The 26350-nt window shown below is 65.5% G+C and carries 20 protein-coding genes and 1 pseudogene; 12 read left to right on the top strand and 9 right to left on the bottom strand.

From position 1 onward, the window contains the following. Window positions 1–26 precede the first annotated feature (26 nt). Entirely contained in the window at window positions 27–1538 is a 1512-nt protein-coding gene (locus X727_RS142030; RefSeq protein ID WP_023745554.1) for a sugar ABC transporter ATP-binding protein, read from the bottom strand. A gap of 137 nt (window positions 1539–1675) precedes the next feature. Between X727_RS142030 and mtnK the strand changes: the two genes are divergently transcribed. The 3 genes from mtnK to fba all read left to right on the top strand — a co-directional run bounded on the left by mtnK (window position 1676) and on the right by fba (window position 5433). Then, a complete protein-coding gene (gene mtnK, locus X727_RS142025; RefSeq protein ID WP_023834846.1) occupies window positions 1676–2950 on the top strand; it encodes an S-methyl-5-thioribose kinase in 1275 nt (424 codons plus the stop codon). Next, entirely contained in the window at window positions 2947–4041 is a 1095-nt protein-coding gene (gene mtnA, locus X727_RS142020) for an S-methyl-5-thioribose-1-phosphate isomerase (RefSeq protein WP_023668575.1), read from the top strand. The genes mtnK and mtnA overlap by 4 nt, the downstream gene beginning before the upstream one ends. A gap of 327 nt (window positions 4042–4368) precedes the next feature. Then, complete coding sequence (gene fba, locus X727_RS142015) at window positions 4369–5433, top strand: class II fructose-bisphosphate aldolase (protein WP_031204580.1); 1065 nt, start codon at window positions 4369–4371, stop codon at window positions 5431–5433. A gap of 205 nt (window positions 5434–5638) precedes the next feature. On the opposite strand, the gene X727_RS142010 is transcribed toward fba, so the two are convergent. The 5 genes from X727_RS142010 to X727_RS141990 form a co-directional block, all read right to left on the bottom strand. Beyond that, window positions 5639–6658 carry an isopenicillin N synthase family oxygenase gene (locus tag X727_RS142010; protein WP_023834848.1) on the bottom strand — a complete coding sequence of 340 codons (1020 nt, stop codon included), beginning with the start codon at window positions 6656–6658 and terminating at the stop codon, window positions 5639–5641. A 138-nt stretch (window positions 6659–6796) separates the two neighbouring features. Beyond that, a complete protein-coding gene (locus X727_RS142005) occupies window positions 6797–7453 on the bottom strand; it encodes a methionine ABC transporter permease (protein WP_023834849.1) in 657 nt (218 codons plus the stop codon). Then, window positions 7434–8522: a methionine ABC transporter ATP-binding protein gene (locus X727_RS142000; RefSeq protein WP_023834850.1), complete on the bottom strand. Its 1089-nt coding sequence runs from the start codon at window positions 8520–8522 to the stop codon at window positions 7434–7436. The genes X727_RS142005 and X727_RS142000 overlap by 20 nt, the downstream gene beginning before the upstream one ends. Window positions 8523–8605: 83 nt before the next feature. Further along, entirely contained in the window at window positions 8606–9460 is an 855-nt protein-coding gene (locus X727_RS141995) for a MetQ/NlpA family lipoprotein (protein ID WP_023745558.1), read from the bottom strand. Window positions 9461–9632: 172 nt separating this feature from the next. Continuing rightward, the gene (locus tag X727_RS141990) at window positions 9633–10316 is read right to left on the bottom strand and encodes an SDR family NAD(P)-dependent oxidoreductase (RefSeq protein WP_023745559.1); all 684 of its coding nucleotides are present in this window, start codon (window positions 10314–10316) and stop codon (window positions 9633–9635) included. 214 nt (window positions 10317–10530) lie between these two features. On the opposite strand from X727_RS141990, the gene X727_RS141985 reads away from it, so the two are divergent. Then, entirely contained in the window at window positions 10531–11646 is a 1116-nt protein-coding gene (locus tag X727_RS141985; RefSeq protein ID WP_023745560.1) for an anhydro-N-acetylmuramic acid kinase, read from the top strand. On the opposite strand, the gene X727_RS141980 is transcribed toward X727_RS141985, so the two are convergent. Both X727_RS141980 and X727_RS141975 read right to left on the bottom strand, forming a co-directional pair. Continuing rightward, entirely contained in the window at window positions 11643–12062 is a 420-nt protein-coding gene (locus tag X727_RS141980) for a GNAT family N-acetyltransferase (RefSeq protein WP_023692175.1), read from the bottom strand. The two genes, X727_RS141985 and X727_RS141980, sit on opposite strands and share 4 nt — an antisense overlap. Window positions 12063–12122: 60 nt before the next feature. Beyond that, window positions 12123–13301, bottom strand: a complete 1179-nt coding sequence (locus X727_RS141975) for an MFS transporter (RefSeq protein WP_023726345.1) — start codon at window positions 13299–13301, stop codon at window positions 12123–12125. A gap of 48 nt (window positions 13302–13349) precedes the next feature. On the opposite strand from X727_RS141975, the gene X727_RS141970 reads away from it, so the two are divergent. The 6 genes from X727_RS141970 (at window position 13350) to X727_RS141950 (ending at window position 21419) form a co-directional block, all read left to right on the top strand. After that, the gene (locus tag X727_RS141970) at window positions 13350–13889 is read left to right on the top strand and encodes an Lrp/AsnC family transcriptional regulator (RefSeq protein ID WP_023687041.1); all 540 of its coding nucleotides are present in this window, start codon (window positions 13350–13352) and stop codon (window positions 13887–13889) included. Between the two features lie 98 nt (window positions 13890–13987). After that, window positions 13988–15391 carry an SWIM zinc finger family protein gene (locus X727_RS141965; protein ID WP_023687040.1) on the top strand — a complete coding sequence of 468 codons (1404 nt, stop codon included), beginning with the start codon at window positions 13988–13990 and terminating at the stop codon, window positions 15389–15391. Window positions 15392–15700: 309 nt separating this feature from the next. Next, window positions 15701–16825, top strand: a complete 1125-nt coding sequence (locus X727_RS01000000164985; protein ID WP_023834852.1) for a DUF5691 domain-containing protein — start codon at window positions 15701–15703, stop codon at window positions 16823–16825. Window positions 16826–16844: 19 nt separating this feature from the next. Then, the gene (locus tag X727_RS141960) at window positions 16845–17924 is read left to right on the top strand and encodes an AAA family ATPase (RefSeq protein ID WP_023834853.1); all 1080 of its coding nucleotides are present in this window, start codon (window positions 16845–16847) and stop codon (window positions 17922–17924) included. A 4-nt stretch (window positions 17925–17928) separates the two neighbouring features. Then, window positions 17929–20181, top strand: coding sequence for a DUF5682 family protein (locus X727_RS141955; protein ID WP_023834854.1), 2253 nt, complete (start codon window positions 17929–17931; stop codon window positions 20179–20181). Window positions 20182–20183: 2 nt separating this feature from the next. Continuing rightward, entirely contained in the window at window positions 20184–21419 is a 1236-nt protein-coding gene (locus X727_RS141950) for a VWA domain-containing protein (RefSeq protein ID WP_023834855.1), read from the top strand. On the opposite strand, the pseudogene tssH reads toward X727_RS141950, so the two are convergent. After that, a pseudogene (gene tssH / locus X727_RS06820) lies at window positions 21420–24301 on the bottom strand (type VI secretion system ATPase TssH). Between the two features lie 324 nt (window positions 24302–24625). On the opposite strand from tssH, the gene tssA reads away from it, so the two are divergent. Further along, complete coding sequence (gene tssA / locus X727_RS141945) at window positions 24626–25804, top strand: type VI secretion system protein TssA (RefSeq protein ID WP_023834858.1); 1179 nt, start codon at window positions 24626–24628, stop codon at window positions 25802–25804. Window positions 25805–25810: 6 nt separating this feature from the next. Continuing rightward, entirely contained in the window at window positions 25811–26347 is a 537-nt protein-coding gene (tssB, locus tag X727_RS141940; RefSeq protein ID WP_023673718.1) for a type VI secretion system contractile sheath small subunit, read from the top strand. Window positions 26348–26350: the final 3 nt, after the last annotated feature.

A 26350-nucleotide genomic window follows, 5' to 3' on the forward strand; every position in this document is an offset into this window, starting at 1 on the left:
ACCCTCAGTTCTTCAATCATCGTGGCTCAGGCCGCACTGTGCAACGGCCCGCCCGCGACTTCGGCCAGCAGACGGTCGAGATCGACATCGGCGTTGCGGTGTTCGCCGACGATGGTCTGCTCGGACATCACCAATATGCGATCGGCCGTCTCCAGTGCCTCGTCGAGTTCGGTGACGAACAGCAGCGTGGCGCGGCCATTGGCGCTGGCCCTCAGCTTGGCGGCGATGTCGCGCCTGGCGGAGATATCGACGCCCTGGAACGGTTCGTCGAGAATGAACAATCGGGCGTCCTGCGCCATCCAGCGGGCCACCATCACCTTCTGCTGGTTGCCGCCCGAGAGAGTGGTCATCTCGTCCTTCTCCGAGCGGCAGACGATGCCGAGATCCTCGATCTGCCGGCGGGCAATAGTGCGTTCAAGGCCGCGTTTGAGAACTGAAAAACGCGACATGCGCTTGTGGAAGGGCAGGCTGATGTTTTCCTGGATGTTGAAGTCGCCGACGATGCCGTTTTCGCCACGGTCCTTGGCGACCAGAAACACGCCGGCGGCGATGGCTTCGCCGGTCGACGCGGGCGCATAGGGCTTGCCATATAAAGTCATCGTGCCGGACAGCGGCTTGCGCAGGCCGAACAGCGTCTCGGCGAGCGCCGTCTTGCCGACGCCGACGAGGCCGGTGATGGCAACGACCTCGCCGTCGCCGAGCGTCAGCGAGAATGGCCGGGCACCAGGGGCGATGCGCAAGGCATCGACGGTCAGGATCGGCTTGGCAGAACTCCTGGCTTCGATGCGGTCAAGATGGATCTTGCGGCCGAGCATGGCGTTAACGGCACCCTCATAGTCGAGAGGCTCGCTGTCGAAGACGCCTGAGATGACGCCATCGCGCATCGAGACGATGCGGTCGGCAAGCCGCCTGATATCCGACATGCGGTGCGAGATGTAGAGGATGGCGACGCCTTGCTCGCGCAGCCGGTCGAGCAGGGCGAACAGCCGGTCCGCCTCGGCGCTGGACAGTGAGGAGGTCGGCTCGTCGAGGATCAGCACTTTCGGCTGGTGCGCCATGGCGCGCGCGATGGCCACCATCTGGCGATCGGCCAGCGACAGATCGCTGATGCGGGCCTTGAGGTCGATGGCGAGCCCCATGCGGTCGGCCACCGCTTTGGCTTCGCGGCGCACCCGGCCGGGGTTGAACAGCAGCGGCGCGCCCTTGCCGCTCAACCTATCCAGCGTCAGATTGGTGGCGACATCGAGATCGGCGACGACGCCGTCATTGATGTTTTGATGCACGGTGACGACGCCTGCGCGGATCGCCTCGGCCGGCGTGTTCGGCGCGAAATCATGACCGGCCAGGTGCATGGTGCCGCCGGCATGGTCGTAGACGCCGCTGATAATTTTCACGAGGGTGGACTTACCGGCGCCATTGGCGCCCATCAGCACGGTGATCTCACCGGCATGCAGTTCGAGCGAGACGCCGCCAAGCACCTCGATATGGCCGAAGGACTTCCTCAGCCCGTCCACGCGGAACACGGCATCATTGCCCATTCGTTTCCTCCCTGACCATGACGCTATGGGCTACGTCATCAATTGTCAACTCGATTGACAATTGCCAGTCAGCTTCCTAGCTTGGCCTCACCGCCATCGCTCCACTATGATTGAGCGAGCAAGCGGGAGGGTGAGGAATGACTGCGAAATTGCCGTTCGAAGCACTGTCGGTGGAGACGCTTGCAACGCGCCTCGGCACGAACGAAGCGCTGTGCGCAAAAATCGGCCCCGATACCGGTGCCTGGAAGGTGCGCGAGGTCGGCGACGGCAATCTCAACCTCGTCTTCATCGTCGAGGGCGTGTCGGGTGCGGCCGTGGTCAAGCAGGCCCTGCCCTATGTTCGCCTCGTCGGCGACAGCTGGCCGCTGCCGCTCAAACGCTCCTTCTTCGAGTATCACGCGCTGACGCGGCAAGAGGCGCGCGCGCCGGGTTCGGTGCCGGCGATCCTCCATTTCGACGAAGCCCAGGCGCTGATCATCATGGAATATCTGGCGCCGCCGCACATCATCCTGCGCCGTGCCCTGATCGGCGGCCGCGAGTTGCCAAATATCGCCCGCGACATCGGCCTGTTCATGGCCCGCACTTTGTTCCGCGGCTCCGATCTCTCCATGCCGACCAAGGACCGCAAGGCCGACCTGGCGCTGTTCGCCGACAATGTCGAGCTCTGCGGCATCACGGAAGACCTGGTGTTTTCCGATCCCTATTTCGACGCCAAGCTGAACCGGCACACCTCGCCGCAGCTCGACGGCCTGGTCGCCGAGCTGCGCGCCGACCGCGACCTCAAGGTCGAGGCGCAGCGGCTGAAGCATATCTTCGCCGCCAACGCCGAGACGCTGCTGCATGGCGACCTGCATTCGGGCTCGATCATGGTCACCGACACCGAGACGCGGATGATCGATCCGGAATTCGCCTTCTACGGTCCGATGGCCTTCGACGTCGGCATGCTGCTCGCCAATTTCTGGATGTCCTACTTCTCGCAGCGCGGCCATGAACACAAGGGCAAGCGTGACGCCATGCGTGCCTATCTGCTCGGGGTGACCAATGACACCTGGACGGTGTTCCGCGCCGAGTTCTCGCATCTATGGCGCACCGAGCGCACCGGCATGCTTTACCAGAAGAGCCTGTTCGAGGATCAGGGCGACATTCTCGCCTCGGAGCAGGCGCTCGACCATGTGCTGCACCAGATCTGGACCGACCTCTTGGGCTTTGCCGGCATCGAGGTGCACCGGCGCATCCTCGGCCTCGCCCACAATGCCGATTTCGAGACCATTGAAGACGAGGATCTGCGAGCCTCCTGCGAGGCCAAGGCGCTGAAATTCGGCCGCCACATCGCCGTCAACCGGCACCAGATTCACGGCATGGACGAGGTCAATAATCTGGCCGCTTTGATCGAACGGGAGAGCAGGATTTGAACGTCGGCGAGCGCCACTACCGCACCATCTGGCTGAGCGACGACCAGCGTTCGGTCGAGATCATCGACCAGCGCTGGCTGCCGCACGAGTTCCGGGTCGAGACGATCGGGAGCGTTGCCGGCATCGCCACCGCGATCCGTGACATGTGGGTTCGTGGCGCGCCGCTGATCGGCGTCACCGCAGCCTATGGCGTCGCCATCCAGATGGCGGACGATCCGTCTGACGAAGCGCTCGACGCGGTCTGGGAGACGCTGCACAAGACGCGGCCGACGGCGATCAATCTGCGCTGGGCACTGGACGAGATGCGGCGGTTCCTCAGGCCGATCGTATTGGGACAGCGCGCGGAGGCGGCCTATAAGCGCGCTGCCGAAATCGCAGACGAGGATGTCGATCTCAATCGCGCCATCGGCGAGAACGGGCTTGCCATCATCAAGGAGATCGCGGCACGCAAGAAGCCGGGCGAGCCGGTCAACATCCTCACCCACTGCAACGCCGGTTGGCTGGCGACGGTCGATTACGGCACCGCCACGTCGCCGATCTATCTCGCCGTCGAGGCCGGCATTCCGGTCCATGTCTATGTCGACGAGACGCGCCCGCGCAACCAGGGCGCCCAGCTGACCGCCTGGGAGATGGCCGGCCACGGCGTGCCGCACACGCTGATCGTCGACAATGCCGGCGGCCATCTGATGCAGCGTGGCGCGGTCGACATGGTGATCGTGGGCACCGACCGCACCACGGCCAATGGCGACGTCTGCAACAAGATCGGCACCTATCTCAAGGCGCTCGCCGCCTCCGATAATGAGGTGCCCTTCTACGTCGCTCTGCCCTCGCCGACCATCGACTGGACGGTGGGTGATGGGCTGACCGAAATCCCGATCGAGGAACGCTCCGGTGACGAGGTGTCGCTGGTCTGGGGCAAGACGGCGGACGGCAAGATTGCGCAGGTGCGGGTTTCGCCCGAAGCGACGCCGGCGGCCAATCCGGCGTTCGATGTGACGCCGGCACGGCTCGTGACAGGGCTGATCACCGAGCGCGGTGTGGCCAAGGCTTCGCGCGAAGGGTTGAAGGCGATGTTCCCCGAACGCGGATAATCTCCCCCCTTTGAGGGTCCCTTGAGGGGGAGATGTCGCCAAAGGCGACAGAGGGGGTCGGCGCGTCCTGACGCGACCTCCCAGCACCGACAGATGGACGCTAGCGCTCCAGTCGAACCGACCCCCTCTGGCCTGCCGTCCATCTCCCCCTCAATGGGTAGATTAGCGCCTCACCGGCTGGCTACCGGATTTCAGCCCTGCAACAAGAATTGCGGCCACGATGGCCGCTGACGGTTGCGGTTCTGGCGAAATCCGGCCAGAAGCATCTGGCCGGCAACCGGCCGGCCCGCGACGTTGCGCTTGAAACCAGATACGGGAGACTATTGGGTGGCTCGCATAACACTGAGACAATTGCTCGATCACGCCGCCGAGTACGGCTACGGCGTACCCGCTTTCAACATGAACAATATGGAACAGGGCCTCGCCATCATGGAGGCGGCCGAGGAGACCAAGTCGCCGGTCATCCTGCAGGCAAGCCGCGGCGCCCGCGCCTACGCCAATGACGTGGTGCTGGCCAAGCTGATCGACGCGCTGGTCGAAATCCACCCCGACATCCCGGTGTGCATGCATCTCGACCATGGCAACAACGAAGCCACCTGCGTCACCGCCATCCAGTACGGCTTCACCTCGGTGATGATGGACGGCTCGCTGAAAGAGGACGGCAAGACGCCGGCCGACTATGCCTACAATTCCGGCATCACCCGGCGCGTCGTCGACATGGCGCATTGGGGCGGCGTGTCGGTGGAAGGCGAGATCGGTGTGCTCGGTTCGCTTGAGAGCGGCGGCGGCGAGCAGGAGGACGGCCACGGCGTCGAAGGCGCCATCAGCCACGACCAGCTCTTGACCGATCCGGAACAGGCGGTCGAGTTCGTCAAGGACACCCATGTCGATGCGCTGGCTGTCGCCATGGGCACCAGCCACGGCGCCTACAAATTCTCGCGCAAGCCGGACGGCGCGGTGCTGGCGATGAACGTCATCGAGGAAATCCACCGCCGCCTGCCCAACATGCATCTGGTGATGCACGGCTCGTCCTCGGTGCCCGATGACCTGCAGGAAATCATCAATAGATATGGCGGCCAGATGAAGCCGACCTGGGGCGTGCCGGTGGAAGAGATCCAGCGCGGCATCAAGCACGGCGTGCGTAAGATCAACATCGACACCGACAACCGCATGGCGCTGACCGGCGCCATCCGCAAGGTGCTTACCGAAAACCCGTCGGAGTTCGATCCGCGCAAATATTTGACGCCGGCCATGGCTGCGATGCGCAAGCTGTGCAAGGAGCGCTTCGAGCAGTTCGGCACCGCCGGCAACGCGCAGAAGATCAAGCCGCTGCCGGTGGCCGAGATGGCCAAGCGCTACAAGTCGGGGAGCCTTGATCCGAAGTTTGGCTAGGGCTCTTAATGGATAAAAAAGGCCGGGCGCGAAAGCGGCCCGGCCAAAAGAAGGTCAAGAACCTTCAGAGGGGAACACCGTCCAGCGGAATGGGAGGAAACCGCCGGACGATAATTCCTATATGCGCGCATTCGCTGCGGTTGGCGACGAACGGCTTTCTAAAACAACGTAGGATTCAGAAATTTCGTGCTCGTCTTCGAAGATTTCAGCCGGCTGAGGCGCCGGTTTCCAGGAGATCGGCGTAGTGCCGGCGCGCCACGTCGGGATGCGAGCGCAGGCGGCTCTTCAGCACATTGGTACCGACATTGCGAAACAGCGGATTGTCGGGATCGCTGGCCGGACCCCGCGCCTCGGCCGCCAGTTCCTCGGGCAGGTTGAGCAGCGGGATCGTGGCGTCGAGCCGGGCGCTGAAGAAGAAGGGCACCGAAATCCGCTCGACACCGGCCGGTGGCGTTACCACGCGGTGGACCGTTGCTCTCAGATACCCGTTGGAGGCCAGCTCGAGCAGTTCGCCGATGTTGACCACCAGCGTGTCGGGCAGCGGATCGACGTCGACCCAGGCACCGTCATATTCGACCTGCAGCCCCTTGCTCTCGTCCTGAAACAGAAGCGTCAGGAAACCGCCATCCTTGTGCGCGCCGACGCCCTGGTTGTCGCCGGTGGCGTCGCGGCCGGGGTAGCGCACGATCTTCATGCGATGGTTGGGCTCGGCCCGGTAGACGGGATCGAAGGCGTCCTCGGCCTGATCGAGCGACAAAGCGAAGGCCCGGAGCAGCCGGATCGCCACCGCCGTCGCCTTGGCCTGCCATGCGAGTAGCGCCGGCTTCAGCTCGGGCAGCGTGGCCGGCCACTGGTTGGGCCCTTGCAGCCGCGTCCAAGCGGGCACGCCGGGGCCTTGTTCGATCGCCGGGCGTTCGACGCCGATGTCCAGCTGTTCGCGCCAGTCGGCCTTGCCTTTGGTCAGCTCGCCGCCGGCGCGCGTATAGCCGCGGAACTGCGAGGACTTCACCATTTCGATCGCCAGTTTGTCGGCTTCCGGCAAGGCAAAGAACCGGCGCGAGGCGTCGAGCACTTCTGCGGTATCCGCAGCCGATATGCCGTGGCCGGTCAAATAGAAGAAGCCGACATCGCGCGCGGCCGTGCGCAGGTCGAAGAGAAACGTTCGCCGCTCGGAAGCGCCCTGTTCGAGGCGGCCGAGATCAAGCACGGGTACGATCCTGGGCATGGTCAAGCTCCTTGTTTCGCTGTCACGGTGGCACGCAGGCCGGTCCGATCAAAGCAACGCGCAATCCAATCTCGGCGCCGATAGGAGAAAGCCGGCGCTGCGTTTGGCAGCCTGCCGGCAAATAACGTTCGTGGCCGCTTATCCGCGCCGGTCCAGCCTGGCGACCAGCCGGTCGCCGACCCACTGGATGCCGCAAACGAGGATGATCAGCACAATGACCACGGCGACCATGACGCTGGTCTCAAAACGCTGGTAGCCGTAGCGGATGGCGAGGTCGCCAAGCCCGCCGGCACCGATGGCGCCGGCCATGGCCGAGGCGCCGATCAGCGTTACCAGCGTCACCGTGAAACCAGCAACGATGCCGGGCAAAGCTTCGGGCACCAGCACCTCGCGGATGATCGTCCAGCGATTGCCGCCCATGGCGCGTGCCGCCTCGATCAGGCCGCGATCGACCTCGCGCAGCGACACTTCGGCGATGCGGGCATAGTAGGGCGTCGCCGCAATCGACAACGGCACGATCGCCGCCCAGGTGCCGATCGCGGTGCCGACGATCAGCCGCGTCACCGGGATCAGCGCCACCAGAAGGATGATGAAAGGCACCGAGCGGAAGCCGTTGATGACGGCGCCGAGCGCGCGGTTCACCCACAGGCTTTCGGCAATGCCGCCGCGCTCGGTGGCAATCAATGCCAGGCCGAGCGGCAGCCCGAAGACGAGCGAGATGAGGCCCGATGCCGCCGTCATCAGGACCGTCTCCCAGATCGAGCGCAGCAGAAGTTCAAACAGAACCGGCGACATGGCCAAGCACCTCCACCCGTGCGTCGCGGGCCTTCAGGAATGCGATTACTTTGGACAGATGTTTCGGATCGTTGCCCGCGACCGCAAGGAACAGCGTGCCGACCGGCTGCTGCTGGACATGGTCGATGCCACCATGGACGAGGCGGAACCGTCCCGGCACGGCCACCGCAAGATCGGACAGCAGCGGACCGCGCGCGGCCTCACCTGCGACGTCGACCCTGAGGATGAGCTCGGCGCCGCCTCCGGGAGCAAGCCGGCCGGCAATCTCGGCCGGCAGTTGCGGGCGGATGCCGCCGAGCAGGCTCCTGGTGATTTCGGAACGCGGCTCGGCAAAGACCGACCACACCGGGCCTTGTTCGACGATGCGCCCGGCATCGATCACCGCGACGCGGTCGGCGATCGAGCGGATCACCTCCATCTCGTGGGTGATGAGCAGGATGGTGAGGCCGAGCTGCCGGTTGATGTCTTTCAGCAAGGCCAGGATGGAGCGCGTCGTCTCCGGATCGAGCGCTGAGGTCGCCTCGTCGGACAGCAGCAGCGCCGGCCGCGCGGCCAGCGCCCTGGCGATGCCGACGCGCTGCTTCTGGCCGCCCGACAGCGAGGACGGATAGGCCTTCGCCTTCTCCGACAGGCCGACGAGATGGAGCAATTCGGCGGCGCGCGCCAGCCGTTCGGCCTTTGGGCGGCCCTCGATCTTCAGCGGCAGCGCGACATTGTCCTCCACGGTCTTGGCCGACAGCAGATTGAAGTGCTGGAAGATCATGCCGATGCGACGCCGCAGCGGCTGCAATTCACGCTCGCCGAGCCGGCCGATCTCGCGGCCCTCGATGAAGACGTCGCCGGAGTCCGGCCGCTCCAGCCCGTTGAGGCAGCGGATCAGCGTCGACTTGCCGGCGCCGCTGCGGCCGATGATGCCGAGGATCTCGCCCTTGCGCACCGTCAGCGAGACGCCGTCGAGCGCAGGCGTCGCGCCGAAGCGGCGCTTGAGGTCGACCAGGCGTACGACATCTTCCTGCCCGGCCGATATATTGACCGGACCGGATGCTTCGGCCGTGACGTGCTGGTTCATCTCACTGTCCGTTTCAAGGCTCGACAAATGCGACAGCGGCCCGCTCAACAGCGGGCCGCCTGCTCCTGACAACCAGGCGCCAATCAATAGGCGCTGATCCCGGTGCCCTTGTAGACCTTGTCGAACTCGGCCTTGACCGCCTCGTTCTGGTAGGACGCGACCAGCGTCTTCACCCACGCCTCGTTCTCGTTGCCGGATTTCACGGCGATGAAGTTGCGGTAGGGGTTGTCGGCCACCGGCTCCTGGGCGATGCGGTTGTCCGGGCCGAGACCGCTCTTCAGCGCCCAGTCGGTGTTGACGACAGCCGCGTCGAGATCCTCGACCGAGCGGCCGACAATGCCGGCGTCCAGTTCCTTGATGACGACCTTCTTCGGGTTCTCGGCAATGTCGGCGGTAGTCGCCAGGATGCCGGTGCCGTCCTTCAGCTTGATCACGCCTTCGTTCTGCAGAACGCGCAACGCGCGGCCCTCATTCGAGGGGTCGTTGGGCAAGCCGATGACGGCGCCTTCGGGCAGGTCGGCAACCTTGGTGTATTTCTTGGAGTAGAGGCCGATCGGCCAGACGCCGGTGTAGCCGACGCGCACGATGTGGTACCCTTGGGTCTTGATCTGGTTGTCGAGATAGGGCTGGTGCTGGAAGGCGTTGGCGTCGATCTCGCCGCGCTCGAGCGCCTCGTTGGGCTGGGTGTAGTCGTTGAACACCACGGTCTCGACGGTCAGGCCTTTTTCGGCGGCCTGGGCGACGACGACGCGCCAGACATCCTCATCCTCGCCGCTGATGATGCCGACCTTGATAGACTTCTTGTCCTCGGCGAAGGACGGCGTCGGCTGAGCCAGACCAACAAGCGTGATGGCCGAGGCAAAAAGTGCCGCAAGGGCAGCTCGCCGGCTGATGGCTGAAAAAAGAAGAGAGCTGGAAGCGTTTCCGCGTTCGGACATTGTCGATCCCTCGTAATCCTGAAGTCATTGCGGCGAGGTGGAATACCAAGCCTTGACGACATCATCGGCAATGCTGCTTGCCGGATCAAAGAACCGCATTTCTTCTCAAACACGAAGCCGGGAATATTCTCTCAAAGATTTCGCGATTGCGAGAACGCTCACGCCGGACCGGTCAGAATGTCTCGACAAAGGGCCGCAGCTCGACCTCGAAGCTCCAGGCGCTGCGATGCTGGCGATGGGTCGCGAGATAGGTCTGCGCGATCGCATCGGGCGACAGCTGGCTGTCCGGTCGCTCGGGCTTCGTCCCGACCGGCTCGATCTGGCCGTCGATAATGAAATGGGCGACATGGATGTTCTTCGGGAAGAGTTCGCGCGCCATCGACTGAGCCAGACCGCGCAGGCCGAATTTCGGCATGGCAAAGCCGGCGGAGTTGGGAAAGCCCTTGGTGCTGGCCGAAGCGCCGGTGAACAGGATCGAGCCGGAGCCGCGCGAAAGCAGCCGCCGCGCCGCCTGCTGGCCGACCAGGAAGCCGCCATAGGCGCCAACCAGCAGCGCCTGTTTGACCGCATCGGGATCGACCTCGGCGATCGGGCCGCGCGTGCGGCCGCTGGCGTTGAAGACCGCAAGCGCCAGCGGACCTTGCTTGTCGGCGGTGTCGAACAGGCCGGCGACGGAGGCCGGGTCGGCGACGTCGGTTTCGACGGCCAGTGCGCCGGTTTCCCCGACCAGCGCCGCGAGCTTGGCCGTGTTGCGGGCGGCCAGCACCACGCGGAAGCCTTCCTTGGTGAGAAGACGGGCCAGCGAGCCGCTCAGGCCCGCGCCCGCGCCCGCGATCACTGCGACTTCGGATGCCATGCCGTTTCTCCCTGGCGATTGATGTGCTTGTTCCATAGCTGGCGTCTTGAACGGCAAGAGGCAAGAACGGCGTTGCTCGATTTTCGCTGTTCGGTGAAAAACTCTGCCGGCAGGTTCGGAGCAATCGACCGCGGCCAGGGTCTTGCCTGGCGAGACAATCCGTCCGACAGGTGATTGCGTTGGAATCGCAAACGGTGTCGCAAGGGAGTCGACCGTGGAACCAATCTGGGCCGTCGGCCTGATGACCGGCACCGTGCTTGACGGCAATATCGACGTGGCGCTGATCAAGACCGATGGCGAGCGGATCGCCGATTTCGGCACCTATACGCTGGCCCCCTACCCCGCAGCGATCCGTGCCTTGCTGGAGGAGACGCTGCGTCAGGCCCGGGTGTGGAATTTCGACGGGCCGGAGCCGGCGATCTTTGCCGAAGCCGAGGAGGCGCTGACGCGGGCGCAGTCGGCGGCGGTGAAGGACCTTGTCGAAAGCAACGGCCTGACCATGGGCGATATCGGCGTGGTCGGCTTTCACGGCCAAACCGTGCTGCATCGTGCCCCGCAACCCGGGCGGCGCGGCGATACGCGCCAGTTGGGCGACGGCGAGCTGATGCATTCGATCCTGGGCGCCAAGGTCGCCTATGATTTCCGCTCGGACGATGTGCGCGGCGGCGGCCAGGGCGCACCACTGGCGGCTGCCTACCACGCGGCGCTTTTGAGGGAAGCCGACGCCAGCGGGGACACCGCTGTGCTCAATCTCGGCGGTGTCGGCAACGTCACTTGGTGGGACGGCAAGGACAACATCGTCGCCTTCGACACTGGCCCGGCCAACGCGCCGCTCAACGATTTCATCAAGGCAAACGGCCTCGGCGAGATGGACCGCGACGGCGCACTAGGCGCGGCCGGCACCGTCGATGAAGTGCGGCTGGCCAAATTGCTCCAGCATCCGTATCTGACCAAGCCCTATCCGAAATCGCTCGACCGTTTCGACTTCGGCGCCGCCATGGCCGACGGCCTCAGCGCAGAGGATGGGGCGGCGACGCTGACGGCCTTCACCGTCTCGGCCGTCGGCAAGGCGCTCGATTTGTTGCCGCGCCGGCCGAAGCGCCTAGCGGTCAGTGGCGGCGGCCGCCGCAACCCGACGATGATGGCGATGCTGGCGAGGCGCGCCAACGTCGAGGTGGTGCAGGCCGAGACACTGGGCTGGAAAGGCGATGCGGTGGAGGCCGAATGCTTTGCCTTCCTTGCCGTGCGCGTGCTGCGCGGCCTGCCGATCAGCTTTCCCAGCACCACCGGCGTGCCGCGGCCGATGCAAGGCGGGCGGCTGGCAGGTTAGAGCTTCTTCTGCAGGAAGATGCGGCTGCGGCCGATGGGAAAGTCAGGCAGCTCGCCGAAACGCCGGTAGCCTTGCCGCTCATAGACTTTGGCCGCTGTCGGATTGAACGTGTCGATCCAGGCGGTCTGGCAGCCCCGGGCGACTGCTTCGCGCTCGGCAGCGTCCAGCATGTCGCCGGCCATATGCTGGCCGCGCAGGCGTTCGTCGACCCACAGCCATTGCACATAGAGCCAGCCCCAGGCGGTGTATCCCGAAATGCCGGCGACGACAGCGCCGTGCTCGTCACGAACGAAGACCGCGATCGGCTTGCGGCCGGAGGGGCCGACATCGCCGTCATTGAACGCCGTCAGCCGCTCGGCCAGGAAGGCGAGGTCGTCTGACGAGGGGTCGGCAGTGGTTTCAAGCGTCGTCTTCATCCGGGCGGGGCTCGCATGGCAAGCCAAGCTCTAGCGAAGGACGGGATGAGGACGCAAGCTTTACGGCTTGATGGGCGGAGGCGACCGCCATGACCCCGCTGCTGCCGCAACCAGCATCAGCACGGCGGCGACGATCGCGCAGATGGCAAAGCCGAACGATGAATAAAGCGGCCCGAAGCTGGTGGTGCCGATGAAGACGGCGAGGTAGGTGACCGAACTGTTCAGGCCCATGATGGTGCCACGGCGCGACGGATCGAGCGCGGTAAGGCGCATCACCAGCACGTTCAGGCCGAAATGATTGGCAAGGCCCCAGATGGCGATCATAGCCAGGATCAGCACGAAATTGCTGCTTGCGAGCGCGATCGCGACATAGACGACGGCGACCAGCAGATAGGCGAAAGGCATGACGCGCCGTGCGCCGATGCGGTCGATGACGCCGTCGAGGAAGGCCGCGGCGCCGAAGCCGGCGCCGTAGGCGAGTGCGGCCAGCGCATTGGCGCTGACGGGCTCGCCCAGATCCTGGTGCAGATGATCGCCGAGATAGCCGTAGACGCCGTAAAAAGCGGTCATGAAGGCGGTGCAGGCGATGAGCAGCGGCACGATGCCCGGAATGGCCAGCGCAACGAACGGCGACGGCGCCGGGCCGCTCTTCCTGACGTCGCTGAGCGAGGTCATCGACAAGGCAGCAAGCGCAATGGCGGAAAGCACCGCGACGGCGGCGAAGACGGCGCGCCAGTGCACGAGATCGGCAAGCACGGCCGACAGCGACACGCCGGCCACCATGGAGACCGTCCAGCCGGTCAGCACGACGCCGATCGTGCCGCTTTCGCGGCCGGGCGGCGCAATTGCCGCTGCACTGGCATAGATGGCCGGCATGGCGACGCCGGCGGCGATGCCGGCGACGGCCTGGGCCGCGACCAGCATGATCACCGTCGGCGCCAGCGCGCTGGCGAGAAGCCCGACCGCCAGCAACAGCAGAGCGCCCTGCAGCATGCGGCGGGCGCCGACGCCGTCGATATAGCGGGCGAGGAACAAAGCGCTGGCGGAAGTGCCGAGACCGAAGGCAGCCGACGCGGCCATCACCGCCGGCACGCTGGTGCCGAAGGATGCGGCGACTGCCGGAGCAATTGGACCCAGGACCAGCGAGTTCGAGCCGATGACGGCGATGCAGCCGGTCAGGAGGTAGGCCAGCGCCGGGATCGGCTGATGGAGCGTTGCAGCTTGATGCGCGTTCGTCATCGGGTCATAATGGCCGAACTGGATTCCGCGACAACAAGGAATTTCGATATGGACGAAGAAACAGATGGGGTTCTGCAGAACAAGGTAGCTCCCCGCGAGCTCGACGCAATCGACCGAAAAATATTAGGCGTGCTGGTCGAGGATGCGACGATCAGCTACGCCGAACTTGGCGAACGCGTCTGCCTTTCGCCGCCGGCGGCGCATGAGCGGGTCAAGCGCCTGCGGCGCAGCGGCGCCATCCGCGGCACGGCTGTGATCATCGACCCGAAGGCGGTGAAGAAGCCGCTGCTCACCTTCGTGCATATCGATACCAAGGGCTGGGGCAAGACACCGGAGCTGATGGCCGTCTCCCAATATCCTGAGGTCGAGGAAATCCATTCGGTGGCCGGCGACACCTGCATGCTTCTCAAGGTCCGCACCGAGGACACCAGGGCGCTCGAAGGCCTGCTGGCGCGTCTCTACGAAACGCCCGGCGTCACCTCGACGCGAAGCTATGTCGTGCTGTCGACCTATCTCGAGCGCCCGGTGCAGCCCGAGATCACGGCGCAATGGCCGACGCCCCGGCATATGGCCACGCCGTTGTACTGATCTGCGCTATCTTCGTCTTGCCGGGGCCACAACAATCCTTCACAAACGGCACCCTATATTGATGCCAGGCATTGATTTGGGGTGACGAGAGGCGCGGCTTGGAATTCGAACTGAAAACCATCGAGGCGCTGGCCCCCGATCAGGCGTCGCTAAGCGCCGCCTCGAAGCTCACCAAGCGCTCGAACTGGCCGCGGCTGGAGAAGAACGAGCAGCAGGCGCTGATCTGGGGCGAATGCCAGGGCTCGGGATCCAACCCCTATCGCACCGTCGTCGACACCGGCGACCACGGCTACAAATGCACCTGCCCGTCGCGAAAATTTCCCTGCAAGCACACGCTGGCGCTGATGTGGATCGCCGCCACGGCGCCGGCCAGCTTCACATCAGCCGAAACAACGCCGGAATGGGTCAATGACTGGCTTGGCCGGCGCAGGAAGAGTGCGCCCCCGCCGGTCGACGCAAAGTCTGGCAGGGGCGCGTCTGGCAAGAGCATTGGCGAGGCCTCGCAGGCAGAGGAAAGCACCGTCGATGACGCCGCCGCGACGGAGCGCCGCGAGACGGCGCAGCGCAAGCGGGCGGAAGATACGCGCACCGCGGTGGCAGGCGCGCTGGACGAACTCGACCAGTGGATTGCCGACCAGCTGCGGCTCGGCCTTTCCGCCTTTGCCGACGCCAGCAGCGAGCGCTGCCGCCGCATTGCGGCGCGGCTTGTCGACATGAAGGCGACGGCGCTTGCCGGACGCATCGACGAAATCCCGGCCCGGCTAATGGCGCTGCGCAGCGAGGAACGGCCGGACGCGGCGATCCGCGAACTCGGCAAGCTGGTGCTGCTGGCCAAAGCCTGGCGCTCGGCGCCCGACGATCCCGAGCTGAAGCGACTGGTGTCGGCGTCCGAAACCCGCGACCAGGTTCTGTCCAGTCCCGACGCGAAGCAGGTCGACAGCCATTGGGAGGTCGTAGGCGAGAAGATCGAGACCCGCCGCGACGGTCTCGTCAGCCATTCGACCTGGCTGCTCGATCTGAAAAGCCCGACGCCGCAGTTTGCGCTGCTGCTCGATTTCTTTCCGGCTTCGGCCGGCCGCCGCTCGGCGGCGTTCACGCCCGGTGACCGGTTCCACGCCCGCCTGGTATTCTACCCGTCGCGCCAGCCACTGCGGGCCTTGGTGGCGGAGCGCAAGGGCGACGTCGTGTCGGGCGCCTGGCCGGATTTCGGCCTCGACGCTGTCAAGGACCCGCTCGCGGCGCATGCGGCGCACCAGGACGCAGCGCCCTGGTCGACCGATAGCCCGCTGATGCTGCCTGCCGGCGCGATCCTGCTCGATGAGCGCGGCACCGCCTGGTGGCAAGCGGCGCACGACCCGCAAGGGATCGCCCTGCCTGTTAGCGGGACCGTCGATCAGACCGTGCTTGGCCTCGACCTCGCGGCCACGGCAGCGCTTTGGAACGGCGCGCGGCTCGATCTGCTGGCCGCGCAAAGCGGCTTCGGGAGGCTCGATCTGTCATGAACGAGCTCGAACTAACCGGCCTGGCGACGATGCGCGACTGCTGGATCACCGGCGGAACCGCATTCGATCTGGCGCCAACCGCATGGAAGGAGATCGCGGGTGGCGCAAGCCCAGACGAACGGGAGCGACGTCTGCTGGCGATCGCGGCGCAGGCGCTCGATGTCGGCCTGCGGCCGTCGGCGCCGAAGACGCTGAAGCGGCGCCCNCCCGCCGCTGCCGAGGCTTGGCCTGCCGCTGCTGCCGGAGCGGTTGCGGCCGCTGTTGCGGGCGGCCCTGAAGAACGCCGCCGATGCGCGGCGCAAGGCGCGCGTGGCGACGCTCGTCGCCGGCCGTGGCTACGTGCTGCATCCGATGGACTGGATGCCGTCGGCATCAGACCAGAACAGCCCTGACATCTATGCGCCGTGGATCGACTGGCAGGCCAGCGTCGAGGGGCTGAAGATTGCGCCGCAGGAGCAACTGACGGTGCAGAACTGGGATGACTTTTACCCCGCCGCGCGCCGTATCGCGTTGACCGAGATGCGCCGTCGCGATCCGGCCACGGCCCGCAGCCTGATGGAAGCGAAGGCGCCCGGCGAGCCGGCGGAAGTCCGGCTGGCACTGATCGAACTCATGCATTTCGGCCTGACGCCTGAGGACGCGCCGTTCCTGAAAAGCCTGGCCACTGACCGCTCCGGCAAGGTGCAGGAACTGGCGAGCCGGCTGCTGGCGAGGTTGGGCGAGCACGGTCGTGTTGGTGGCGGTGCCGACGATCCCGTTGCCGAACTTGCCGCCTTCATCGCAGAAGGCAAATCCGGCTTTATCCGCCGCCGCACCACCTACACCCCGGCAAAACTCAAATCCCCGGCGCAGGAAAAGCGCCGCGCCGAACTGTTCGAGACCTGCAATCTGGTCGACCTTGCTTCCCGATTTGGGGTCAGCGAACCCGATTTCATTGCAGCCTGGCAGTTCGGTGCCGACAACAATGCCGACATCCAGATCTCACGAATGGTCGCCGCGTCGGGCAGCGACGCTGCAGTAACGCAGATGGCCGACACGCTGATCGCCGAGGGTGGCAAGCCGGCACTGTTCGTGCTGCACCTGACACCGCGCCTGGATAGCCGCAGGAAGCGTGTCCTGGTCAGATTGATCCTGAAAGATACGCCGCAGTATGTTAGCACGCTCACCCTTGCCGAGGGCTTCGAAGCCAACTGGCTGGATTGGCCCGACCTGACGAACGGCCAGAGCTTGGCGGTGTTGCGTTCGGCTGTCGCCGGCAATGATGACGCGATGAAGCGAACCGTCGACGACCTGTTGGAAACTTTGGGCTTTCTGGCCACTGCGGCGACAGCGGAAAAATTGATCGAGCATGTCGTTGCGGCCGGCATGCCGCCGGCGGCAGCCTCGCTCGCTTTCCTGCGCCTCAACGCGGCCCTGACGGGAACCAACCCATGACAATCCGGAGAACAGCACCATGAACGCAGCCATCCGCCTCCCCGTCGAGCAGGCCTATGCCGCTGAACTGCAGGCGCTGGCGCGCAATGACGACAAGCAAAAACCTGCGGGATGGAGCCTCTCGCCAAAGGCCGTTCTGACCTACCTGCTCGGCGGCAAGGCAAGCGACGGCACCGTGATATCGCCAAAATATGTCGGCCGCCGCCGGCTGATGGAAACCGCGGTGGCGACACTCGCTACCGACCGCGCGCTGCTGTTGCTCGGCGTTCCCGGCACCGCCAAGTCCTGGGTGTCGGAACATCTCGCCGCCGCCATCATGGGCAACTCGACGCTGATCGTGCAGTGCACGGCCGGCACCGACGAGAACCAGATCCGCTACGGCTGGAACTATGCGCAGCTTTTGGCCAAAGGGCCGAGCCAGGAGGCGCTGGTGCCGACGCCGCTCTACCGCGCCATGGAGAGCGGCAAGCTATGCCGGCTAGAGGAACTGACGCGCATGGGCTCGGACGTGCAGGACACGCTGATCACCGTGCTGTCGGAAAAGATGATGCCGATCCCGGAGCTCAACACCTCGCTCTATGCCCAGCGCGGCTTCAACATCATCGCCACCGCCAACAATCGCGACAAGGGCGTCAACGAACTGTCCTCGGCGCTCAAGCGCCGCTTCAATGTGGTGGTTCTGCCGCTGCCCGAAGACATGGCCGAAGAGGTGGCGATCGTCTCCAAGCGGGTCGACGAGATGGCCGGCGGCCTCGACCTGCCGGTGCCGAAGAATGTCGGCGAGGAGATTGCGCGCGTGCTGACCATTTTCCGCGAGCTGCGCTCGGGCGCAACCGCTGACGGCAAGGTGACGCTGAAGACGCCTTCGGGTTCATTGTCGACCGCCGAGGCGATCGCCACCATGGTCGGCGGCCTCAGCCAGGCGGCGTGGTTCGACAGCGGCAAACTCGGCGCCGAAGGCCTCGCCGCCAGCCTTGTCGGAGCGATCGTCAAGGACCCGGTGCAGGACAAGGTGGTGCTGGAGGAATATCTCGAAACGGTGCTCAAGAAGCGGCCGGACTATGCCGGCTATTACGCGGCACTGAACGCAGCGATCTGAGGTCATGAGCGACGTCGCCTATTTCGGCATCCGCCATCACGGGCCGGGCTCCGCCGACAGCCTGGTGCAGGCGCTGCGGGACTTGCAGCCGGTCGCGGTGCTGATCGAAGGGCCGAGCGACGCGTCCGCCCTGCTGCCATTGCTGGCGCGCCCGCAGATGCAGCCGCCGGTGGCGCTGCTCTGCTACCCCGAGGACGATCCGGCCGCGACAAGTTTCTGGCCGTTCGCCGAGTTCTCGCCGGAATACCAGGCGGCGGTGTGGGCGGTGGAGAACAAGGCGGCATTGCGGTTCATCGACCTGCCGTCATCGGCACGGTTCGCGGCACCGGCAACCGACGACACCGACAAAACGGCTGACGCCGACAAGCCCGAACCCAAGGACGAAACCGGTGAGGATGGCGAGCCCGCATCGCATCGCGACCCGATCGGCACGCTGGCTGCGGCCGCCGGCTATGAAGATGGCGAAAGCTGGTGGGCCGACATTATCGAGCAGAATCCGCAGCCGGGTCCAATCTTCGCTGCCATCACCGATGCGATGACGACGCTGCGCGACGGCGAAGGTGCGATCGCGCCGTTCGAGGCCAAGCGTGAAGCGCATATGCGATTGGAAATCGCCGCCGCGCGCAAGGAATTCGCCGGACCGATCGCCGTCGTCTGCGGCGCATGGCATGTGCCGGCCCTGCAGGCCGCGCACACGCAGAAGAACGACCAGGCGCTGATCAAGGGAATTGCCCGGCGCAAAAGCATCATGACATGGGCGCCATGGACCGGGCCGCGTCTTGCGCTGGGCTATGGTTATGGCGCTGGCGTCGTCGCGCCCGGCTGGTGCAAACATCTGTGGCGCACACGAGGGCGGCGCGACGCCGCGACGCTGTGGCTGGCGACGATCGCGGCGGTGCTGCGGGCGAAGGGCCATCTGGTGTCGACCGCGTCGCTGATCGAGGCCGAGCGGCTTGCGCGCACACTGGCTGCCATTCGCGAGCGGCCGAAGCCCGGCTTCGAGGAATTGCGCGATGCCGCGATCGCGGCGCTGTTCAACGGCGAAGCGGTGCTGTGGGCGCTGGTCGAGGCCGAGCTGCTTTTGGGCGCGGATGTCGGCGAGATTCCGCCCGACACGCCGCTGGCGCCGCTGATCGAGGACCTGCAGCGCAACCAGAAGGCGGCGCGGCTGAAGCCGGAGGCGCTGGAACGCGAGCTGTCGGTCGATCTGCGCAGCGAAAGCGGACTGTTTCGTTCGACATTGCTGCACCGGCTGAACGTGCTTGGCGTGCAATGGGGCAGGCTGGCCGACGCCGGCCGCAGCCGCGGCACCTTTCGCGAAAAATGGACGCTGGCCTGGGAGCCGGAATATGCCGTGCGCCTGGTCGAGAACCTGATCTACGGCCCGACTATCGAAAAGGCCGCCAATGGCCGCCTGATCCAGATGCTCGGTGCGGCCGCGAGCCTCGACACGCTTGCCGCCCTTGTCCAGAGCGCCATTACGGCGGATCTGTCGGAGGCCGCGAGCGCCGGCCTTGTAGCGTTGGAGGCGCGCGCAGCGCACAGCAGCGAATGCCTGGAGATGCTGGCCTCGGTGCCGCCGCTTGCCGACATCATCCGTTACGGCGAGGCGCGCAAGACCGAAACCAACCGGCTGTCCGGTTTGTTGGAACGGTTGATCGTCGAGGGCGCGATCGCGCTGCCCTATGCGGTGCGCGACCTGGACGAGCAGGCCGCCACCACGCTGGTCGGTGCTGTGCGCAAGGCCGACACGGCGATCCGGCTGGTCGAGCCCGGCGAAGGCGTGCTCGATGCCTGGCGCAACGGCCTGACCGGCGTGCTGGAAGGTCCGCGCTCGACGGCGCTGCTCGCCGGCTGCGCCGCGCATCTGCTCTATGAAGCCGGCCAACTGTCGGCAGAGGACGCCGCCGGGCTGCTCGGACGCAGGCTGTCGCCGGGGACGCCGGTCGCCCAGGCAGCGGGGTTCTTCGAAGGTTTCTTCAGCACTGCCGGCCAGCGGCTGATCTATGACGAGGGCCTGCGCGGCGCCGTCGATGGGTGGCTGAAATCGCTCGACGAGGACGCTTTCATCGCGCATCTGCCATTGCTGCGCCGCGTCTTCTCCAATCTGGACTCGATGGAGCGGCGGCGGTTGATCGAGGCCGTGCTCGGCCGCACCGCAAGGTTGCCGGCCGGCCTGACGCCGGCGCCGGATGGCGGCGAGGGCTGGCGCCGTCACCTGGAGCGGCTTGGGCCATTGCTGGCGGGCGGAGTGTGACAATGGATGACGAAGCCGAAGTGCCCGAACCCGGCCCGGCATCCTCCGATAGCGGGCGCGAGCGCCGCTGGCGGCTGGCGATCGGCGCCGATGACGAGGCTTCCTCCGCCCTTTCCAGTGATGACAAAAAACTGTCTTCGGCGCTCGATGCGCTTTACGGCGACGGCGCCAATGCCGATGCCGACCCGCGCAAGCGGCGCGGCGGGCTCGGCCGCTCGGCGCCACGCGTGGCGCAATGGATGGGCGATATCCGCTCCTTCTTTCCCGCCCAGGTGGTCCAGATCGTCCAGAAGGATGCCTTTGAGCGGCTGAACCTGAAGCAGATGCTGATGGAGCCGGAATTCCTCAAGGCGATCGAGGCCGACGTCAACCTCGTCGCCGACCTGATCTCGCTGCGTTCGGTGATGCCGGCCAAGACCAAGGACATCGCCCGCACCATCATCGCCGACATCGTTGCCAAGCTGATGCAGCGGCTGGAGCAGAAGACCGCCGAGGCGATCCGTGGCGCGCTCGACAAGTCGCGACGCACCAACCGGCCGCGCCAACGCGACATCGACTGGCCGCGCACCATCTCGGCCAATCTTCGCCACTACCAGCCTGGGCACAAAACCGTCGTGCCGGAAAAACTGGTCGGCTTCATGCGCAAGCAACGCCGGCTGGTCGATCTCGACGAAGTGGTGCTGTGCGTCGACCAGTCCGGCTCGATGGCGAGCTCGGTGATCTACGCCTCGATTTTCGCCGCGGTGACGGCGTCGCTGCCGGTCGTGCGCACCAAGCTGGTCTGTTTCGACACGGCCATCGTCGACCTGACCGAAGAGCTCAGCGACCCGGTCGAGGTGCTGTTTGGCGTGCAGCTCGGCGGCGGCACCGACATCAACCAGGCGGTCGCCTATTGCGCCGACCGCATCGAGCGGCCGACCAAATCCCACTTCGTGCTGATCACCGACCTCTATGAGGGCGGCAACGGCCAGGACTTGCTGCGGCGGCTTGCGGCGCTGGTCCGGTCCGGCGTCAATGTCATCGTGCTGTTGGCGCTGACCGATCAGGGCCGGCCGGGCTATGATCCGGCGATGTCGGCTTCGGTTGCGGCACTTGGCATACCGGTCTTCGCCTGCACGCCGGACCTGTTTCCCGACATGATGGCGGCGGCGTTGCGGCGCGAGGATATCGGCGCCTGGGCAGCCGGCGCCGACATCAAGCTGATCCGCGCCGAGACGGAGCCGAGCAGTCAGGCCTGACTATTCGAACGAATAGGCAAACCCGTCAGTGGAAGCGCTGACGGTCACCTTGGTCATCTTCTCGCCGTCGAGCGACCGGTTCAGCACGCCGCGGCTGAGTTCCGGCAACAGCGTGTTGGTGAGGATGGCGTCGATCATGCGGCCACCGGACTCGATTTCGGTGCAGCGCGCCTTGACCAGCGCCATGACGCCGTCGCCGATCACNCGTCGATCATGCGGCCACCGGACTCGATTTCGGTGCAGCGCGCCTTGACCAGCGCCATGACGCCGTCGCCGATCACCAGTTCGGCGTCGTGGCTGGCGCGCAGCCGCCGCGCGATCTTGCCGAACTGATGGCGCGTGATGGCCTCGATCATCGAATCCGAGAGCGGATAGTAAGGGATGGTCACGACGCGGCCGAGGAACGCTGCCGGAAAGACTTTCAGCAGTGGAGCGCGCAAGGCTGCATCGAGGCCGTCGAGCCCCGCCCTCACCGTGCCGTTTTGCGTCCGCTCCATGATGACTTCGGACCCGACATTCGATGTCAGCAGGATCAGCGTGTTCTTGAAGTCGATGCGCCTACCCTCGCTGTCATCCATCATGCCCTTGTCGAAGACCTGGAAAAAGATCTCGTGGACGTCGGGATGGGCCTTCTCGACCTCGTCGAGCAGGATCACCGAATAGGGTTTTCGGCGCACGGCCTCGGTGAGAATGCCACCCTTGCCGTAGCCGACATAGCCGGGCGGTGCGCCCTTGAGCGTCGAGACGGTGTGCGCCTCCTGGAATTCGGACATGTTGATCGAGATCAGGTTCTGCTCGCCGCCATAGAGCGTCTCGGCCAGCGCCAGGGCCGTCTCGGTCTTGCCGACTCCCGAGGGGCCGCAGAGCAGGAACACGCCGACCGGCTTTTCCGGCGCTCCGAGCCCGGCGCGGCTGGTCTGCACGCGCTTGGCAATCATCTCCATGGCGTGATCCTGGCCGACGACACGTTCGGACAGCGTGGTGGCCAGCTTGAGCGCCTTTTCGGTCTGGCTGGACAGCATCCGTCCCGTCGGGATGCCGGTCCAGTCCTGGACCACGGCAGCGACCGCATTGCGGTCGACCGACGGCAGGATCAGCGGCGTCTCGCCTTGCGCGGTGGCAAGCTCGGCCATGAGTTCACGCAGCCGCGCCAGATCGGCGACAGGATCTGACGGCGCAGCTTCGGCAGCCGGCGCTTCGGTCTCGAACGCTTTGGCCTTCGGCGTTTCAGGCTCGGACGTTTCGGCCTTGGGCGGTTCAGCCTTGGGCACCTTGGTCTTTTCTTCGTCCGGCGCTGCTGGTTCGGCATCGGTCTCGGCTGTCGCCACCGCATCGAGCGGCACGCCGTCGCCGCGCAGCCGCGCGCGCAGTTCGAGGATCTCGGCAACCAGCGCCTTTTCGCGCTCCCAGCGCTCCTCGGCGGCGGCGAGCATGGTCCCGGCCTCAGTGAGCCCGGCCTCGACCCGCGCCTGCCGGTCAGTTACTTCGATGCCGATCGCGGCCTCGCGGCCGATGATGCCGCTTTCGACTTCCAACGCCTGGCGGCGCCGCAAAATGTCCTCGACCTCGGCCGGCGTCGCATGCTGCGAGATCGCGACCCTGGCGCAAGCGGTGTCGAGCAGGCTGACCGCCTTGTCGGGCAATTGCCGCGCCGGGATGTAGCGATGCGACAGGCCGACCGCCGCCTCGATCGCCTCGTCCAGAATCTGCACCTCGTGATGCTGTTCGAGCACGCCGGCGACACCGCGCAGCATGAGCACGGCGACCGCTTCCGACGGCTCGTCGATCTTGACCACCTGGAAACGGCGGGTCAGCGCCGGGTCCTTTTCGATGTGCTGCTTGTACTCGGCCCAGGTCGTTGCCGCGATGGTGCGCAGTTCGCCGCGCGCCAGCGCCGGCTTCAAGAGATTGGCGGCATCGCCGGTTCCCGCCGCACCGCCGGCGCCGATCAGCGTGTGTGCCTCGTCGATGAACAGGATGACCGGCGTTTCGGACGACTGAACTTCGTCGATGACCGCCTTCAGGCGCTTTTCGAACTCGCCTTTGACGCTGGCGCCGGCCTGCATCAGGCCGATGTCGAGCATGCGTACGCTGATACCCTGGAGTGGCGGCGGCACGTCGCCCTGGGCGATGCGCAGGGCAAAGCCCTCGACCACCGCAGTCTTGCCGACGCCGGCCTCGCCGGTCAGGATCGGGTTGTTCTGCCGGCGCCGCATCAGGATATCGATGATCTGCCGGATTTCCGGATCGCGGCCGACGACCGGATCGATCTTGCCGTCATGGGCGCGCTGGGTCAGGTCGGTGGCGTATTTGGCGAGGGCCGAATCCCCGCCCGGAACCCGCCGCGGCGCCTCGGCAGTGGGAGCCGCGGCGGCAGTGGCGCCGGCTTCGAGCGAGCCCTCCACCACCTCGGCAAAGCGGGCGATGACCGCGTCGGCGTCGATCTTGTCGAATTCGCCGCTGATCTTCGACACCAGGCCTTCCAGCACCGGCGTCTTCAGGCAGGCGAGCACGATATAGGCGCTGCGGACCTCCTCCATGCGGAATTCCAGCGTCGCCAGGTTCCAGGCTTCCTGGATGGCGTGGAAGATGTGGTCGGAAAACTCCTCGATCGAGGTGGCGCCGTAGGGCAGCTTGTCGACGGCGCGGGTCATGTCGCTGGTAAGCCGGCTGGCATCCAGCCCGGCATCGGCAAGGATCATCTGCACATCCGAGCGCTCGGACAGCACCAGCTGCTCGATGAAATGGACGAGTTCGACGTAAGGATTGCCGCGCAGCTTGGCGCTGTCGGCGGCGGCCTTGAAGGCGCGCAGGCAGACCGGATTGAGCTTGCCAACCAGTTCCTTGCGTTTGAAACCCTGCAACGACCGGCGCTGTTCCATCGAACGTGCTCCTGCAATCTGCCCGTCGACAGCCTGCCACATAAGCAGCCGCTTGACAAAGCGCTTGATGCAGCCGGCCTTTTCCCTTTGTGGAGAGTCCCGCGCCGCCAAATGCAGACAACCACGATTTTTTCTAATCCTATGCGATGCGCTTCACATACGAGGTTGGCCAAGCACGCCATGAATTGCGCCATCCGAGACGCAGTTGCACCGACATTCATTAGCGCTCGTTAACTTTTGAGCGGATGGCGAATTGTGGGAATATGCAACCGTGTGCTAACGTTGGGTCACGTACGGTTTTAGAGCCGGTCGCCGGGGGTATCTGTGATCGATCTCGCACTCTGGCTTGCTCCGCTGGACGGTGAAAATCCGTCAGGCGAAGACTTGCGCAACGATCCGGCTTTTCATGAGCTGGAGCGGCTCACGGAGCCGCAGGTCAAGGTCGTCCATGACGGGCGCAACAAGCCAGCCGCGCAATCGACCATTCCGGTCGACTGGCCTGCCGTGCTCGGCAAGGCCGAGGAGTTGCGTTCGCATGGCCGCGACCTGCGCCTGCTTGTCATTGTCGCCCGGGCGCTGGCCAATGAAGAGGGATTGGCCGGACTGGCACAGGGCCTGACCCTGATTGCAAGGACCTTCGAGACGCATTGGGAGACGATGCACCCGGCGCTGCGGGCCAGCCCCCAACCACGCGAGGCCGCCCTGCGCCGCCTCAACGCGCTGGCCGACCTGCAGAACGGCCAGGAAGGCCTGCTGGCGAACCTCAGGCAAATGGTCTTCTTCGCGCCGCGTCCCATCGGGCCGATCAGCGGACGCGATCTCGAACAGGGTGCGCTCGACGATCGCGTCATGCTTCAGGAAGCGGCGTCGGGATTGAATGCCACGGAGAAGGCAGCGCTGGTCAGCGCGCACGGACAGCTCCTGAACCGGGTGGGCAGCGGTTGTGCCGCCCATCAGGACCAGGCCGGTGAACAGATGACAGCGCTCATCGCCGGGGCGCACGCAGCGATCGAGGCGCTCGACGCGGTCGATACGGCCCTGAATGCCCGTCTTGACAGCAACGGGGCTGCCGTCCCGGACCTGAAACGATTTTTGCAGCGCGTGCTGACGACGCTGGAACGCAACACGGCGGTCGAGACCACGGAAGAGGCAGCGACGAAGGGGGCGGCCAGCCCGGCTGCTCCCCCGGCAAGCCCGGCCGCGCCGGTCAGAAACGGTCATGGAGCCGAGACGATGGCAAGCTACGCGGAGACCGGTGCGGGGCTCCCGGACAGGATTTCCTCGCGCGACGATGTGGTGAGGTGCCTCGACCTTGTGGTCGCGTTCTACGACCGCACCGAGCCGTCGAGTCCGATCCCGCATCTCGCCCGCCGGGTGCGCAGGATGGTGCACATGGATTTCGTTGAACTGATGGAAGACCTCGCCCCGTCGGGGCTCAAGGAATTCCGGCTGCTCGCCGGCGTTCCCGACGCCAAGAAGACTGCCCAGAAGGATGAAAGGTAGCAACACATGCCAGCCGAAAGCAAAGCGAAGGTCATCGAGCGAAATCGCGCCCCGCGCGTGCAGATCGCCTACGATGTCGAAACCTACGGCAGCCCGACGACGATCGAACTGCCGTTCGTCATGGGCGTGATGGCCGACCTGTCGGGCGCATCGCAGACCAGGGAAGCGTCCAAGACGGTGCTCGACCGTTCCTTTGTCGAGACCGATGCCAACCGCTTCCCCAAATTCATGGAAGCGCTGGGACCCAGGGTCAAGGCGCGGGTGAAGAACACGCTGCCGCAGGCCGAGGGACAGGAGCGCGACGAAGAACTGGCGCTCGACCTGACCTTCACCAAGATGGGCGATTTCGCCCCCGACAAGATCGCCGAACAGGTCCCGCAACTGGCCGAAATCCTCAAGATGCGGCGCCAGCTCGAGGAGCTGCTCGGCTTCATGGACGGCCGCGTCGATGCCGAAAAGCGCATAGCCCAATTGCTGAACAACCAGCCGTTGCTTGGCCAGATCGCCGCCCAGGCGCTGTCCGACGACAAGGGTGAGGAATAGATC

Origin of the sequence: Mesorhizobium sp. L103C105A0 (assembly GCF_000502215.1) — a bacterium.
Lineage (GTDB): Bacteria > Pseudomonadota > Alphaproteobacteria > Rhizobiales > Rhizobiaceae > Mesorhizobium.